This window comes from Pseudoalteromonas sp. BSi20652, assembly GCF_000239855.1.
Taxonomy (GTDB): Bacteria; Pseudomonadota; Gammaproteobacteria; order Enterobacterales; family Alteromonadaceae; genus Pseudoalteromonas.
Map to the genome: position 1 here is coordinate 17,161 of NZ_BADT01000001.1, position 16,266 is coordinate 33,426.

At 38.9% G+C, this 16,266-nt stretch carries 12 protein-coding genes and 1 pseudogene; 2 read left to right on the forward strand and 11 right to left on the reverse strand.

From position 1 onward, the window contains the following. Positions 1-20 precede the first annotated feature (20 nt). Positions 21-1,379, reverse strand: coding sequence for a serine hydrolase (locus P20652_RS16920; RefSeq protein WP_008165255.1), 1,359 nt, complete (start codon positions 1,377-1,379; stop codon positions 21-23). Positions 1,380-1,596: 217 nt separating this feature from the next. On the opposite strand from P20652_RS16920, the gene P20652_RS16915 reads away from it, so the two are divergent. After that, positions 1,597-1,869: a hypothetical protein gene (locus P20652_RS16915; RefSeq protein WP_231612769.1), complete on the forward strand. Its 273-nt coding sequence runs from the start codon at positions 1,597-1,599 to the stop codon at positions 1,867-1,869. Positions 1,870-1,993: 124 nt separating this feature from the next. On the opposite strand, the gene P20652_RS16910 is transcribed toward P20652_RS16915, so the two are convergent. The 4 genes from P20652_RS16910 to P20652_RS16895 all read right to left on the reverse strand — a co-directional run bounded on the left by P20652_RS16910 (position 1,994) and on the right by P20652_RS16895 (position 4,789). Further along, positions 1,994-2,671, reverse strand: a complete 678-nt coding sequence (locus tag P20652_RS16910; RefSeq protein WP_008165257.1) for a DUF799 domain-containing protein — start codon at positions 2,669-2,671, stop codon at positions 1,994-1,996. A 1-nt stretch (position 2,672) separates the two neighbouring features. After that, complete coding sequence (locus tag P20652_RS16905; RefSeq protein WP_008165258.1) at positions 2,673-3,020, reverse strand: DUF4810 domain-containing protein; 348 nt, start codon at positions 3,018-3,020, stop codon at positions 2,673-2,675. Further along, complete coding sequence (locus tag P20652_RS16900; RefSeq protein ID WP_008165259.1) at positions 3,020-3,700, reverse strand: CsgG/HfaB family protein; 681 nt, start codon at positions 3,698-3,700, stop codon at positions 3,020-3,022. Before P20652_RS16900 ends, P20652_RS16905 begins: the two co-directional genes overlap by 1 nt. Positions 3,701-4,006: 306 nt before the next feature. Next, on the reverse strand, positions 4,007-4,789 hold the full coding sequence (locus P20652_RS16895) for a DUF1223 domain-containing protein (protein ID WP_008165260.1): 783 nt from the start codon (positions 4,787-4,789) through the stop codon (positions 4,007-4,009). 164 nt (positions 4,790-4,953) lie between these two features. Here P20652_RS16895 and P20652_RS16890 point away from each other — a divergent pair. Then, positions 4,954-5,632: pseudogene (locus P20652_RS16890) on the forward strand (glutathione S-transferase family protein). A gap of 53 nt (positions 5,633-5,685) precedes the next feature. Here the strand turns inward: P20652_RS16890 and P20652_RS16885 are convergent. From P20652_RS16885 to P20652_RS16860, 6 genes are all read right to left on the reverse strand, one after another. Further along, a complete protein-coding gene (locus tag P20652_RS16885; RefSeq protein WP_033016847.1) occupies positions 5,686-7,425 on the reverse strand; it encodes a SulP family inorganic anion transporter in 1,740 nt (579 codons plus the stop codon). A 468-nt stretch (positions 7,426-7,893) separates the two neighbouring features. Further along, positions 7,894-10,833: a TonB-dependent receptor gene (locus P20652_RS16880; protein ID WP_008165266.1), complete on the reverse strand. Its 2,940-nt coding sequence runs from the start codon at positions 10,831-10,833 to the stop codon at positions 7,894-7,896. Positions 10,834-11,700: 867 nt separating this feature from the next. Further along, the gene (gene dps / locus P20652_RS16875) at positions 11,701-12,225 is read right to left on the reverse strand and encodes a DNA starvation/stationary phase protection protein Dps (protein ID WP_008165268.1); all 525 of its coding nucleotides are present in this window, start codon (positions 12,223-12,225) and stop codon (positions 11,701-11,703) included. Between the two features lie 360 nt (positions 12,226-12,585). Continuing rightward, entirely contained in the window at positions 12,586-12,954 is a 369-nt protein-coding gene (locus P20652_RS16870; protein WP_008165272.1) for a DUF2237 family protein, read from the reverse strand. 79 nt (positions 12,955-13,033) lie between these two features. After that, positions 13,034-14,902: a bifunctional glutathionylspermidine amidase/synthase gene (gene gss, locus P20652_RS16865; RefSeq protein WP_008165274.1), complete on the reverse strand. Its 1,869-nt coding sequence runs from the start codon at positions 14,900-14,902 to the stop codon at positions 13,034-13,036. A gap of 481 nt (positions 14,903-15,383) precedes the next feature. Further along, positions 15,384-16,139 (reverse strand): DUF6515 family protein, encoded by a 756-nt coding sequence (locus P20652_RS16860; RefSeq protein WP_008165275.1) that lies wholly within the window; start codon positions 16,137-16,139, stop codon positions 15,384-15,386. Positions 16,140-16,266 lie beyond the last annotated feature (127 nt).

The following is a 16,266-nucleotide window of genomic DNA, read 5'->3' on the forward strand; positions in this document are numbered from 1 at the left end:
TTTTTGGGGAGGTTATAAAGTTAAATCTTAATAGCCTCAGTAGGCGTTGTTGATAATCCACTAAAATACTTCATTACCAATTGGCCTTGGCTGTTTTTTTCTATTACTAAGTAATTGTTTGAATTAGGGTAGTAAAAGCTATTTTTAGACATGGTAATAAGTTTTATTTTATCGCCACCAGTGCGCTTGGAGTACAAAACGTCATTTTCAAAAATTAGGCTGCGTAAGGTGTTTTTATCAATACGGTAATCACCTAATACGGGCGCTAATTGCTGCGCTGTTACCTCTGCTTTTTTAAACTCGGGGAGTGTAATGCCTAGTACTCTGGCTGTGAGTTTTTCGTTGATAAAAATAGGGTTTATGTGGTTTGAATTAGCCAGCACTGCAACATATAGCTTTTGCTCTGGTATATAGCGTGCATGTGCCAAAAAGCCATTTATTCCGCCAGTGTGTTTAATTACGGTGTATTCATTCAAAGGCTCAATAATTAATCCGTAACCGTAGGATGAAAAGCTGCCGTCGTTAAGTTTAAAAGGGCTGATCATTTTTTCATAACTTGCTTTACTAATAAGCTTGCCAGACGATAACGCATTAAACCAAATATTTAAGTCAGTTGGAGTAGATATAAGCGCACCTGCGGCATATGGCCAATCCATATTAATGTAGCTGGTGTTGATAAATCCTTGCTCTGTTTGTTCATACCCAGATGCGCGATGGGCAACAATTTCTTGTCCTTCATAACTACTCTGGTTCATTTTTAGCTTTTTAAATATGTGTTGTTCAATAAAGTCTTTGTAAGACTGGCCACTTGCTACTTCAATTATTTTACCAAGCAGTGAATAGCCCGTGTTCGAATAAGCCATGGCTTCGCCGGGTTTAAACACCATTGGGTGTTTGGCAAAACGCGCTAACGTATCGTCAACGCTTGTGGGTACTTGTATTTCTTTATCAAAGAGATCGTCGTCATCTGTGTAGTTGGCGATGCCTGAGGTATGGGTTAATAAGTTTTCGATTGTGACGAGGTTGCCCTCTGTTGGGAAGCTTGCAACATACTTATGAATATCATCGGTAACCGCTAGCTTACCTTGCTCTTGCAGCATCATAATTGCAGCTGCAGTAAATTGTTTTGAAATAGAACCTAAACGTAAAACGCTTTGCTCATTAAGTGCGATGTTATGTTCAAGGTTGGCAAGCCCTCGCGCTTCTTTAAAAAGGACTTTGCCATTTTTGCTTATAATTACCGATACTCCAGGCTCATTTTCAACTAGGTTCTCGTTAAGAATTTCCTGATACTGCGAGGCCGTCGGGTTTGCTTTTACAAGGCTGGGTGTTAATAGCGAGAGGGCTAACAAACAGCTAGCGTAAAATGGCTTAATCATATTCATCCTTTTTAGTTTTTATACCAAACCTGTAGATAGGCTTAGCAATCCTTGTGCTTATTAGTGAATTAATATTGCACAGCTAAAAAGTAAACACAATTATTGAATTTTATAGGGGTTCAGTAATAGGTATAATCGCTGCGTTTATTGGTTTTATTATTTTTACAAGGAAGTTATTTATATGCCTGATGTAACGGCTCTATTTTATATTGCGATTATGGCTTTTTATTTATTACACAAAAACGAAGAGGACAAAATATTAGTGCCCATAATTGGTTTTGCTGTAATTCCTCTTTTTAGCAACGATTACTGGCTATGGTTTAAGGTGAGTGTAGGGTTGGGAATTTATGTATTGATGGTGGAAAAAGCTAAAGCAGGGTATACCGGTGGAGGGGCTGTTTCAGCATTTGCTATGTTTTTTATGGTGGCTTTTTTAGTTAGTATTTTTATAAAAACTATTTTTTCTGTTGCTATTAATTTTAGTTTTTAAAATCTGTTCTAAATACTTAAAAGTAACTTTGCTAAGCTTTTTAGCTAAGTAAGCTGTTATTAAAAAGGCCGAATCCCATTTAATGGTTCGGCCTTTTCAAGCTTTAGGTTAATAACAATAAGAGTTATTTTTTCTTTTCGCTTGGTGCTGGTTGGCCATAATTAGGTGAACGAGGTCCATATAATAAGCCGTTGTAAACATCTGAAGAAAGTAAGCGTGTTGAAGTCATTGCTGCGATTTCAAAGCCTTTATCAGTGACTGTTTCAGCAATTTGATTAATTGCTGCAATAACAAGCATGCCTACAAGGCCACCACCGCCATTACTTTGTTGTTCAGCTGAAGAGGCTCTTGCTTTGCCTTGCCATAATTGCTCGCCAGTGCGTAAATCAACTAATGAGGCTGACACAGTTACAGCTGTTTCGCTAGAAATTACAACATAGCTAGTACCGTATTCTTCAATAGTGATGTAAAGCGCAGAGTCTGCACCAAAAATCTCATGTAATTTATTTACCGGTACTTGGTGCACGTCGCTTGCAACAGTGAGGCCATTACCTTTAAAGGTTTGATCAACTAAAGCAACAGGAAAAACATAAAAACCCGACTCAGCTATAGGCGCGACCATTTGAGTCATCACACTGTATGGTGCAATTACTTCAGGTGTATTATTTAGCGGAGGTAAAATAATAACTGAGTGAGGGTCTGCTTGTTTAAACGCCGTGTAGTCATGTGCTGGTGGAGGTGAAACACAACCAGCGAGTAATGCGACTAATGCGATCGCTGTGTATGATTTTAAATTGAGCATATTAAGCGCCTTTCGCAGATTTTAGAAGGAAGTCGATGTAATGAACTGATTCTGGGAAAAGTGATTTCTCAGTTTCGAAGTGAGTAGTGCCTAATGAAGGATTACCCGTTTCAAAGTACAGCATACCTAGGTGTGCATGTAGCCCAGGCGCAACATTCTTACTTTTGTTTGCAGCATCTGCAATAATTTGCTCAAGCATACTAATTTGCTCTTCAGCTGTTACGTCATCTGCTTTTAAATAGGCGTATACGGCAGTGCTATAGTCACCGTAATAGTAAATAGGTTCTTTCGTTGAGTTACAACCCGTTAGGGCTATACAAACAAATGCTAAGGTAATTAGCTTTTTCATTATTTATTGCCCCATTGGCCAGCTTCAAGACCAGTAACTAACTTGTTAACGACTTCGCGAATAGCTAGGTCAAGTACTTTGCCATTTAATGTGGCATCGTATGAAGCTGTGCTACCAAAACCAATAACTTCACGTTCTGATAGGCTATATTCACCAGCACCTTGCACTGAATAAATAACTTCTGATGTAGTAACATCAACAACATTAAGCGTTACTTTAGCGTAAGCAATTTGCGATTTACCTTTACCCAATAAACCAAAAAGTTGGCGATCGCCAATAGCTTTACGGCCAAACTCTGTTACATCACCAGTTACAACAAATTTAGCACCGCTAAGAACTTGTTTTGTACCTGTTAACTTTGCTTCTTCTGCAAGGGCTGCCATATTGTCGCGATCAAGCACACTAAAGCGATTTGTTTGTTGTAAGTGGCTCATTAGTGTTGTTTTTGCTTGGCTGCCTAAACGGTCTTGGCCCGATGAAAATATACCATTTTGAAAGCTCGAACGGTTTACAAACTGACCTACGACTAGTTTGCTTTTTGTACCTGAGTAGGTTGTGTTATAGCTAGCAACAGTTGGTGTTTCTACTACTTTTGATGATGTTGTAGCACACCCAGCTAAAGACGAAGCTGTAATTGCAGCGATTACAATTGTTTTAATGTGGCTTTGGTTAATTCGCATAAATTTTTGTCCATATAGATAATTGCAGAAATTTTTATTGATAGGCGCTTGATTTTTATACTTATAAGTCAATTACTTATTTCAAGAGTCCATTCAACTTACCTTATAAACAAAAGTCGATGTAAATACAATGTTATTTATGTTTTATACAGGTACACACAATAAAAAAGAATAAATTCTTTGTAATAACAATGCTAATTCATTAGTTTTTAAATTATTGAAAGCCTTTTTCTATAGTTGATATACAGGGACATTTATTGCGCGCTGAGTTGTTAATTAGTAATTTTATTCAATTAACTTTAATTTTTAAAACCAATCGGCTGCAACTTGTAGTGGAGTAGGGTCGCCTTTTTTAGATACCCAAAACACTAAGGCTTGCTTTGTTGGCGATATTTTTTTAGCGCGAGGCATGGTCAAGTCAGTTAATGATAATTGCTGCTTGGTCTGCATGTCACTTTGCTCGTAGCCAATAACAACAAAGTCGTGTTTTAACTTATGGCCTGCGTTTTCGCCGCTGTGTATTTGTGTTTCTATGCCAAAGCCTAACAAAGCTACATGGGCTATTAAGTTTTGGTTAGTATTATCTTCGGTATTAACAGTATCGTATTCGAGATTAATTTTACTGTTGTTTATAGTCGCTTTTAAATTACCTAAATAACGGGCTTTAGCTACAGGAATAGCTTGTTTATAAAACCAACCTTGCCACCCGCTGCCGTTAACCATAAATCCTGGGGTTGCTACAATCCTACTTTTACCGAGTGCCTTATAAGTACGTTGTCTTTTACTAAAAACAGCAGAGGCAAACGGGTCTTTCCATCCTAAATAATCCCAATAAGTAACATGAAAATTAATAGGGATTAAATCAGTCCATAGTTTTTCATCATCTGTAAACGTTGAAATCCAGCGCTCTGCGGGTGGGCAACTACTGCAACCTTGCGATGTGTAAAGCTCTAAAAAGGTAGTCGGATTAGCTGTACTGGAAATAGTTACTTGCTCAGCAGCTTGGCTTTGAAAGCAAAAAATTATTAACCCAAAAAATACGATAAGGAATGGACGATATAATGTTTTAGAAAGCATGCTGTGATTCACAAAGGCTGATATTCACCTTAGCATAAGTGACTTTTAAGATTGAAGTATCACGAAATACTCACAATTAAATCACGTTTTCACTGTATATTTTACTTAGTTAAACTTAATTTGAACACCCGCTCAAGCTGTGCTTTAATCGTTGCTCAATTATTGAGGAACTTTACATGATTAAATTTTATTTTCACCATACGCCAAATCCAATGAAGGTTGCACTCTTTTTAGAAGAAACAGGCTTACCGTTTGAACTTGTTCCTCTTGATACTTTAAAAGGTGAGCAACATACACCTGAATTTAAAGCAATTAATCCAAACGCTAAGGCGCCAGCAATTGTTGATGGTGAAACTCGTGTGTTCGATTCGAATGCTATTTTAATGTACCTTTCTGAAAAGTATGCAAAGCTAGAAGGCAAGGGCGATGACCGCGCTGAAATGTTGTCGTGGTTAATGTTTATCGCATCGGGTTTAGGTCCGTATTCAGGGCAAAGTGTACACTTTAGACACATGGCGCCAGAAGGGCTTGATTACGCGGTTAATCGCTATTTACGTGAAGCGCAGCGCCATTACGAAGTACTTGATACGCACCTTGAAGGTCGTGACTTTATTGTGGGTGATACGTACACCATTGCTGATGTATCTGCATGGGGCTGGATTGATAAAGCACCGGTTGTATTGGGTGAAGAGGGTTTAGCACCGTACCCAAATCTTAAGCGTTGGTTTGAAAGCATTGATAGTCGCCCAGCAGTTGCACGTGCACGCGTGATTGGTACTGATATAGCCTTTAAAAAAAGAGTTTGATGAAGATGCTAAAAAAGCGTTTTTTCCTTCAAACTATCCAAAAGTATAAAAAAGTACTCAATACAATAAGCAGATCAGCTAGCTGATCTGCTGTTTAGTATTTTATGGCTGTGTGAGCGCCTCTTTATTTTCGTCTGACTCAAACAAGCTAACTTCTTCTGTATGCTGGCTTACGCTGTTTCTTTTTAGGGCGATGTATAGGTCTGAGTGGATATATATACCTTCTTTTCCTGACTTCATTCCTGCAATTTCAAACCACGAAAGTAACTGACGTTTTCTACCTGCAAGCTCAAGCCTTATATCGCGCTTTTTAAATATAACGTCGAGATCGGCAAGCATGGCCATTACGCTTAAATCTAAATGAGTAAAGCACGGTACAGCATCAATTATTACACATTGGGTGTCGTCTTTTTGCCTTGCGTATTGCTCAAGTAATCTGCGTTTAAAGTAGCTGGCATTAAAGTAAGTTAAAGGTGAATTAAAGCGATAAATAAACACGCCTTGCACTGCTTTTGCTTTATCTGTGGCGTCTAAACTTCTTACTACACCGTTAACATCTACGCCGAGTATATTGTCGGTTGGGCGCATAACAGTGCGAATAAATTGAAATAACCCAAGTAATACAGCCAGTGTGATCCCTGGAATAACACCAATAAATAACACCGCAAGTAAGGTGGCTGAGGCGAGATAAAATGCCTGTTTATCTTTTCGTTTTAATTGCCAAACCGCTTTTAAATCGAGTAAATGAACAGAGGCAATAATAAGTACAACACCCAGTGCCGCGCTTGGAATAAATTCAAGTGGGGCTGTTAAAAACACGGCTATGACCGCAATAATGGCCGCTGCTATTATTGATACTAACTGCGTTTTACCACCCGTTGCATCGTTAACAGCGGTGCGTGAGTCGGCGCCACTGACTGCAAAACCTTGCGAAAGAGCTGACGCAATATTGGCAATACCTAACGCTCTAAATTCTTTATCGGCGTCTATGTCGTAGCCATTTTTAGCAGCAAAGCTGCGGGCAGTTAGCATCATACTTACAAAGCTCACGATGGCTAAGTTAAGTGCGGGTACCACCAGCTCACGCATAATCCCTAAATCAAAAGCAGGGGTATTAAAAACGGGAAGCCCGCCAGTTATGGTGCCAATAGTTTTTATATCAAATTGTTTTAAATCGAAAATCCATACGAAAAGCGCACCAAATGCAATGGCGAACATAGATGCAGGCCAGGTGGGTCTTATGCGCTTCATGGCAAAATAAACCGCCAGTGTAAATAAGGCCATTAGTAAGGTGGGAACATGTGTTTGCGCTAGGTATGTAGGTACACCACCTAGGCGTTCAAGTAAGTAGCGCTCATCAAAGGTAAAACCGAATACTTTGGAAAATTGACCAACAATAATAGTGATAGCTACGCCGTTTAATAAGCCCATTAAAATAGGTTTAGATAAAAAGTCGGCTAATACACCTAACTTAAATTTACTGGCTATAAAGCACCAAAAGCCGGTCATAGCGGTCATGGTGACAACAAGTTGCCAATGCTTAAAGCTGTCGCCTGCAGCAAGAGGTGTTACTACTGCTGCAATAACAGCGCAGGTGGCGGCATCAGGGCCGACTATTAATTGTTTAGAAGTGCCAAATAGCGCATAAAGCATCATTGGCAGTATGCAAGAATATAACCCTACGGCGGCGTTAACACCGGTTAGTTGTGCGTAAGCAATGGCCACAGGTAAAGCCACTGCAGCTACCGATAGCGCTGCTCTTACATCATCAGCAAACCATTGACGCTCGTAGTGCAGCAATGTATCTAAACCCGGCATAAAATTATATAAACGCGACAACACTTCAGTATCCTTGCTAATAGTTACAACGTTTTGATAGTAAATTTAATATTCAAATAAGTATAGCTAGGAGGGAGTGTTTTTTACGTAATATAAAGCCACTTTTTTATAGACGTAAAAAAGCCTGCAAAAAAGCAGGCTTTAGTGTCTTGGGCGTGTTGACCTTTGTGGATTGAAATTTGTTCAATCTAGGGGGGATTAAATCGCGGCGCGAGGTTTGTAACCTAGTGGGCTAAGTAAAAACCGAGCAAAGCTTCCGCGTCCTGCTCACGCCCCTTACCTACATCCATGTAGGCAACAAAGAGTTAATCGTCCCTAGAATGAACCCAAAGGGCAGCGCATGTTTGGTCTTTATGCTGCGTTATCGCCTATTTATGGGGAATAACCACACTGCATAGGCTCTGCCTTGCCTAAAAACCAAACATACTGCTGCAAATTCACCCACCAAAGAACAACACGCCCTAGGGAAAATTAAAATTTAGCGCGAATACCAAAGCTGTAACGGCGATCCGCTTCAGTGTACTTCCAAGCACCACCTAGTTCAGATAGGTAGATAGAAGGCTCACCCGTTAAGTTGGTCGCATTACCTACTAAGGTCACGTTTTCGTTAATATCCCAGCTTGCAGAGAAATCTAACTGGCCTCTGTCGTCACGGTAGTTATTACCGTAAACAGTGCCTTCTGCTGAAATGCTGCCGTCTGAGTTAATATTTTCTACGCGTTTTTCGTTTTCAGTATCTAAGAAACTGTCACGGTAGTTATAAGCGACACGAGTCGAGAACCCTTCGTATTCCCAAAATACTTGTAAGTTGTACGTATTTTTAGAAATATCTAATAACGGGTTGCCGTTTGGTTGTTCGCTGTCAGCATACGTGTAGTTTGCGTTAATGCCTAAGCCAGAAAATGCACCCGGTAAGCTTGTGAAGAACTGTTGGTAACCAACTTCAAAACCTTGTACTGAGCCGTTTTCGCCGTTTACATTTTTAACGGTATCAATACCCGTTAGTCCTGCATCACGCAAGCCTGCAACATGGTTAAAGCCATCAATATCTACAGGATAGTCAGTCGCATCTGAGTAAACTAGGTTGTCTTGTGATACACCTGCAACGTCAAGCTGACATACTTGGTTCCACTGAGTTACGTTTTGACCTGCTGTTGTGCTTGAAGCAGCTACACAGCTACTTTCGTTACTCAAGAAAGACTCAACATCTTTATAAAATAAAGCGAAAGACAGTACGTTACCTTCATCAAAGTAATGCTCTACTGATAAGTCGTATTGCGTTGCACGGTATGGTTCTAAATCAATAGAGCCTTGTGTTGCGCCTGTAATGTCGTTATTAACGTCAAACGCAGGGCTTAGCTCGCTAAAGTCAGCGCGGCGCATAACTTTTGCAGCAGCAAAGCGGAATAATGTTTCGTCTGAGTAGTTATACGTAACGTTTAAGCTTGGTAAAAAGTCGCTGTAGTCATTGTCGCCAGTTACTTTTTCACCATTAAGAAATACGCTTGATTCTAAATCTGTAGTCACATAACGACCACCCACAATCGCAGTGATGTTATCAAAGTCTAAGTACGCTGATATATACACGGCGGCGGTATCTTCAACTACGTTACGGTATGCGCTTTCTTGAAACACTTGGTTATCTGAAAGACTCCCTGTTGACGCTAGGTTAGTGCCTGCAAGTAACTGCTGAAGTTGAGCATAAGTATTAGCTGGGTTAGATAAACCGTTGTAGCTTAAAAACGTTAGTAGGTCGTTTTGTCCCGAATGACCTAATTGGTCAAAAGAGTTGTCGTGGCTAACTGTTGTAAAGCTATTTGAAAAAGCAGCGTTGTAGTCATCAACCCATAAAGTAGCTAACGAACCGTCTGAGTCGTTAAATGCATTTTTATAAATGTCTTTAATTTCTACTTTGTATTGCTCATATTCGTAATCGCGGTTAGTAACACGTACACCTGCTTTTACTTTAGACACCCAGTTTAAGCTGCTGAGTGGCTCAAACATTTCAACATCAAAACGAATAGCTGTTTCGTCATTGTCTGTTCTTCTATCTTCACTTTTAAATGTACGCAGAGCTAAGTTTTGTGGGTCAGTAAATGCATTTGGATCTGAGTGAATGATGCTTGGTAATTTATTACCGTCTTGAGAAAATGCACCATCATATAAATGATTTGTTAGCTGAGTTCCGCCACTTGCTTCAAATGTTGATTTTTCGATTGGGCGAAGTGTAAATTCAGAATCAGGTCTTACGCTTTGTGATGATGCTACCGCAATTTCACCAGAGATTTTTATACTGTCAGTCAGGTTCCACTCTGCACCAAGTGCATTTGAAAACGAGTCAGTTTCACGAAAGTCACTGTATGTTTTAGGGATACCAAATTCGTTTGTTAGCGTGTAATTATTTACGCCGTTAGCATCTTGAGTTGTGTTTGCATCTGTTGATAATGAACCCGCAACACCTAGAATAGAGTTACCACTTTGCTCACCAGAGCGTTTGGTACCGCTTAAATCAAGATACACCATGCCATTACCTGAGCGTGGTGCCCACTGAAGTGATAAATTTACAGCAGTACGCTTACGCTGTTCTACATATTGTTCAACACTGTGCTCGTCTCGTACGATAGCGTTGCCACTGGGTGTATTACCTGCTTGGCCATTAATCTCAATGTTTTGAGGTTTAACACGGCTAGACGTTTCATCTTGGCGGATTTCACGATCTTGAAACGAAAACATAGCAATGGCACCAAAGGTCCCCATTTCGTCAAAGTCCCAATTGTTACCAAGCGAACCGCTAAAAATAGGCGCTACTTTTTCTGTTTTATCAGCGTACTCACCATCTAATGAAATTGCACCAGTTAGCTTATCTAGCTCTAATGGACGAACCGTTTTTAAACTAACCGTTCCCCCTAATGCGCCTTCAATCATATCGGCAGTTGGAGACTTAACAACTTCGACTGTTTTTAAGAAGCTTGACGGGTAATCTTGCAGACTAATACCATCACGAGAGTCACCAATAGTAGAGCGACCATTTAGTTCAACACGGTTTTGCGGTAAACCACGAATCGAAACACTGTCACCCACACCAAAATCGGTGTTAATAGATACGCCAGTAATGCGTTGCAGCGCTTCAGCGATATTATTGTCAGGTAACTTACCAATATCTTCAGCAACAATAGCATCGACAATACGACCGTCGGTGCGCTTAAGCATTGCTGCCGCTTTCATACTTCCTAGCATGCCTCTAACTTCAATAACTTCAATATCACTGTTAGATGTTTCTGGTGTGTTTTGTGCTTCTTGCGCAGCTAAAGCTGACGAAGTCATCAATAAAAATGCAGCTGCACCCATTAATTTTGAATGGTTTTGTTTGCTGTTTTTTATTATTGAGGAAGTAATTCGATTGAGTTCCATGTATCTCTCCCAGTTGGGTAATTGTGTGTTGTTAGTGAATGTTGGTTTACCAATTTTCTCAGTTGTTTCTGTTTTTTTGTCATACAGAAGATGTGGTTGAAATTAGTTCAATTAGTGCGTTAATACAAGTTTTGTTTACCAATAACGTGCTTTTGGTATTACAACTTTGGTCTAATGTGGGTATATAGTTAATTAATTTAATGGGTTAAGTTATTCTTTTGTTTTTAAATGAAGTTGAAAGTTTGAACGTAATACGGGTGCATAGGTTTTTTATCGTTGTTTTTAAATTTAATATGCTAAAAAATAGATAGGTTTAATCTTATTTATATGAGGAGTATGAGGTTTTAATTCATAAAAAAGCTGCTTTATTGGTTGGTAAGTGGCCTGTTAGTGTAAGTTTTCTCACAAGCGTGGTGTTTATTTACTCAATATGCAATGCCAAGTTTTAATCGAAATAATAAGAGAATACAAATCACTTTTTTATTAAGGTTTTGTTTTGATTTATATTGGTAATATTTTTTTATTTTTATTTTTACTAATATTGGTTAACCAAATTCATTTGCTCTTTTGTTGCTTATACAACGAAATATATTTTGATAACCGAAGCGTAAAATTAAAATATGGACTTAGGAGGGTATTTTATTTAGGCGTTGGTTATTTTATTACCGTATTTAATATGCCAGTGTTTAGCTAGCTTGCGTTTAGGTTAACTATTTTTTGGTATTAAACTTTTAAAGTAAGGGGGATCGGTGTTTGGTTATTTATTACGTTTTATTTTAGTTATTAAGTTATTACAACTTAAAAAGCCCCGCATTATCAATGCGGGGCTTTTTTAATTTCAATTGTTAGCTAATTATGACGACGTGCTTACTTTGTTAATTGACCTGTCGAAGACTCAATATGAGCGCGAATAAACCACTGAAATTGCTCTAACTGCGCCAATTGGCTAGTGATCATGTCTTCTGAAACAGGATCTAGTCCAGAAAGGCTATCTATAGCCTTACGGTGATCGGCGTTAATACCGTTATACACTTTATTAAGTGCGCCTAAATGCTCTGTTACTAAGCCTTTACCTAGTGAATATTCATCCCATGTGCGACGATCTACTATTGATTTTGGCGTACCTACTGGTATTCCACCAAGCGTAGCAATACGTTCTGCAATGGTGTCTGTCATTTCGCGTACCAATTCAACCTGAGGGTCTAACATTTCGTGTACGCCAATAAAGTTAGGACCAACCACGTTCCAGTGGATATGCTTTAAAGTAAGTTGTAAATCTAAAAGTGCAACCATACGATTATCGAGTGTTGCTATTGTTTTTTGAGCTGATTCGTCACTCATACCAGGCGCGGTAAAGTTAGCGGTTTTGCTTGATTGATTACTGTTACTCATAATTCCTCCTGCTTAAGTAATATATTGCTCATATAATATGTTGCGTTATGAGCGTGACTTAAACTTAATAAAGCAACGGCTATGCCACAAGTGGATTTATTTAAAAGCAATTAAAAAACATGTGGTTATATTTTTATTTGAGGCAGTAGATAATGTGTGAAACATTCGATTTTTGAAAAGCCTGCATATATTTGTAAAATGTGCAGACTTCGATTTAATGACGCTTATAGTGTTTAGGACGTGTTTATCTTTGGAGGTTTAATTTGTAACAGTGTGCTTTATTTTTAGGCAAGGCAGAGCTTATGTAATGTGGTTATTGCCCGTAAATAGGTGATAACACCCATAAAAACTAAACACGGCCTAAACTTTAGCTATATATTCATGTGCTTTTAAAACATCCAGCGAGACTACTTCTAGCGCTTTTTTATTTGTGGCTTCAAGTACCACTGGTGGCGCAACGCTTGCTGAAATAGCATGAAGCCATCTTACTGCGCACAGGCACCATTTATCACCGGCTTTTAAACCTTCAAAATCGTAAAGAGGATTAGGGCTTATTAAGTCGTTACCTTGCGATTTTGAAAACTGTAAAAACTCGTCAGTCATAATTGCACATACACTGTGATTCCCAAGATCTGACTCTGGTACATAACAAAACCCTTCACGTGTGTATCCACCATTACCGCAACATAATTTTAAACGTGTACCGAGTACATTAAATTGATTCGCCATGAAAAGACCTTAATTTGTTGTGTTTAATGGAGTTGATAAGTTTAAGCCCGCAACAATATGACGGGCTTAATAATGCTTATTATTTAATACGCAGTGCCATACAATCGCTATGACCGTTAATGATCATGCTTTTATCAACACGTACGCCACCACCCGAGTATTTACCAGCTGCCGTAAAGCTACATATTTGTACAAAGTAGTCATCTACTTTAGGCAGTGCAAATAACTGTTGGTATATCTGGTCTTGCTCGGCAAAGTGCCCCGCTGTTTTTTCGATAATTTGCTGCTGTTCATCAACAAGTTGAATGTTGGCGCCGCAGCGTCCTACTATCGGTTTAACTACATAACCGGTTTGCAATAACTCGTCGTTAAGTTCAAACGCGGTATTAAGTAAATACTTATGGTTAGGGAACAAGCTCCAAAGTATTGGCAAAATTGCCTTATTGCTTGGAATTAATGTCCACAGTGGTTCAAACACCATCACATTTTTACGCAGTAGTACATCCACTAGGCGCGGAGTTTTACCTGTTTGCCATTGTGGTTCAAAGTTATCAGTTAGTAATTGATCAGCTTCGCATTCCTCACGAATTTGATCAAGAGCAGTTTCCCACGACCACGTTTTCCACACATAACTGAGCTTATCGCCATCGGCATCTACTATGTTGCCAGATTCATTCCAGCTAAGTGCGCTTAAACCAATTACTAACTTACATTCAAAGCCTGCGGCTTCAATGGCTTCTTTCATAAATAATGCGTGGTAATGTTCTTCAGGTTCATCGTCTTGTAAAATATGAACAAGACCTTTTACCTCACTTTTACGCCATGCTTTTACGAGGTCTTTAAATAAATTATGACCTGCGTCTACACCTGTTTTAACACCAAAGTGTTTTGCCCACTTGCCCTGAACTTTGCCGCTTTCCATATAGCACGATGCCGAATCGCAATTGTATTCGTAAACCTTTAAGCCTGCAGCGGTTAAGGCGAAGTCAAACCGACTGGTAATTAACTGGTTTAAGCGGTTATCCCACGATTGACGAATTTTATTTAGCACAACATCGGGTAAATTAAACTTTTTTAATAACTCAGGGTGCTGCAATACATAATCGGTTGCATGCATAAATAAGCCATGTAACTCGTTAGTCGCATGCTCAATGGTTTGTTGCGCCGTTTGAGATATCGCAAAGTAATTATGTTGATCTTCATCTATTGAGGTTAATTTATGACCTTGCATCATTTCTACGTAAGCAGCTTCATCGTCATTCGCAATATTTAACCATGACTTATTTGCTTGCCCTGTATCTGCTGTTTTATGGGCTTCTATAGTAAATAAGTCAGTGTTTAGCTCAGACGTTGGCTCAGCATATTCTATTTCATCAGTTTGTGTCATCCAGCCTAAAATAGTGGCGTCGCTGTAAGAACACTCAATCCAGTAGTCGCCATCTTTAGTTACTTTTGCTTTTAGTTCACGGCACCAGTTTTGATCTTTTGGCCATATTTGATGTCCTACATTTTGCTCAGCAATACGTATTTTGTCCTCATGTACTTCCACGACTACAGCAACATGACCTGTTTCTTCAAACTCGCCGCCTTCTTCCCAAATAAGTAGACTACCTAATTGAGGGTGATGTTTAGCACCATTTTTAAATGCGTTTAGTGGCAGTCTGTTTTGACTATTTACATCGCGCACTGAGCGCAGCTCAAAAATATCGTAAGCCATGGCAATATCATCAAAAATATAACCATGGGTGAGATACATCCATCGGCGCGCAAACTCAACACATTGCCATTTATAGCCCATGTAAATGCCATCAAGGTAACTACGATAGGCGCTACGATTAGGATAAATGCTTTCATCAGCCGTATCATAATCAGATGAGTAAACAGCAACATTACCAGGTGCATAACCTAATAAAGTACCAAAATCACTAGCAGGAGCAGAAGATTTCATAAACAAAAATGTTCAAAATAAGGGTGTAATAATTTGCTGACTATATGAGCGAAACACTGTGATAGCAAGATATAAAATAGGTTTAATTTGAATTAAATTTAGACGTTAAAAAAGAGTCTAAAATTATTTTTCATAACAAGTAATTTTGAGAATCTCATTTAATAAATTTTCTTATCTAATTTTTATGTGTGCACAACGTTACTTTTTGTTGTCACGCTATTTTTAGCGTTAATTCAACACATCTGTGTCCATACAATCAATATATTGCGATACGCAAAAAGACGGTAAGTAGTGGTAACTGTGTTATTGATATAATTGCTGAATATTAACGTTGAAAGTTACAAGGCGGGGAGCATCACTCTTTTGGGTACTAATATAGAAAGAAGATTTAACTGATCTAGAGATAAATGCAAGGATGGTAGGTTTAATGTAAAAAGAGCAAGATGCGTGATGTATCTTGCTCTTTGATCTAATGTAAATTTTAGCTTAGCTTTATAGCAAGGTACTTTATTTCATCACCACTTATTTGCGGTAAAAAATAAATATCACCGTACTTAAAGTATTGCTGTGAGTTAACGATTACCGCCTCCGCTGTTAAAGGCAGTGAATCGTATGTTTGGCCTAAGCTATAGTTGTTCACATTATCTACTTTTATTGCTCTATTAAGAGGGATTTTAGGCTCATCAACTACAATATAACCGTTATTATCCTCAATATAATATACGTTTTGGTATGTGTAGTAGCTGGTGTTATGGCGCTTAAAATGTCTGTAGTTTCTAGGCAGCGCACTTATACGTAAGCCTCTAGGGGGGTTAACTGCATGGTAGCCTCTTTTGGCTTTGCGATAATAAAGGCCGTCGTTAAACGTAAATGAAATACCATTAAATCTGATCGATGCGCTATTGCGTGGTAAATGGTTTATAAATCTGTTTTGTTTGTAAGCGACCGAATTATGATGCTTTGTTAAGAAGCTATATTTGCGGTGGTTGTAGCGGTTTTGTTCACGCTTTTCCTGTTTGTACTTTGCGAGTTTACGTTTTTCTTGCTTACGGTCTTCTCGTTTTTCTTTTTTATGCTCAATACGCTGCTTTTTTTCATGACGGCGTTCATCGCGTTTATATTCAACACGCTTATCGTGATCGCGTTTATAGCTCTCTCGCTCGTCTGGTGCTCCAAGCGCAGAGCCTGATACTACGCCAATGGCCAGCAGTGCAGGTAGTAAAAAAGTAAGTTTCATAGTATTGCCTCGTTTATGTTGTTACACAACTGAGTTCAATATTAGCGTCTCAAACTGAATGCTAACTGACATGCAATAGTAAACCAGCTTATGCTTACAGCTTTTTACATTTTGCTGACGATTCTTG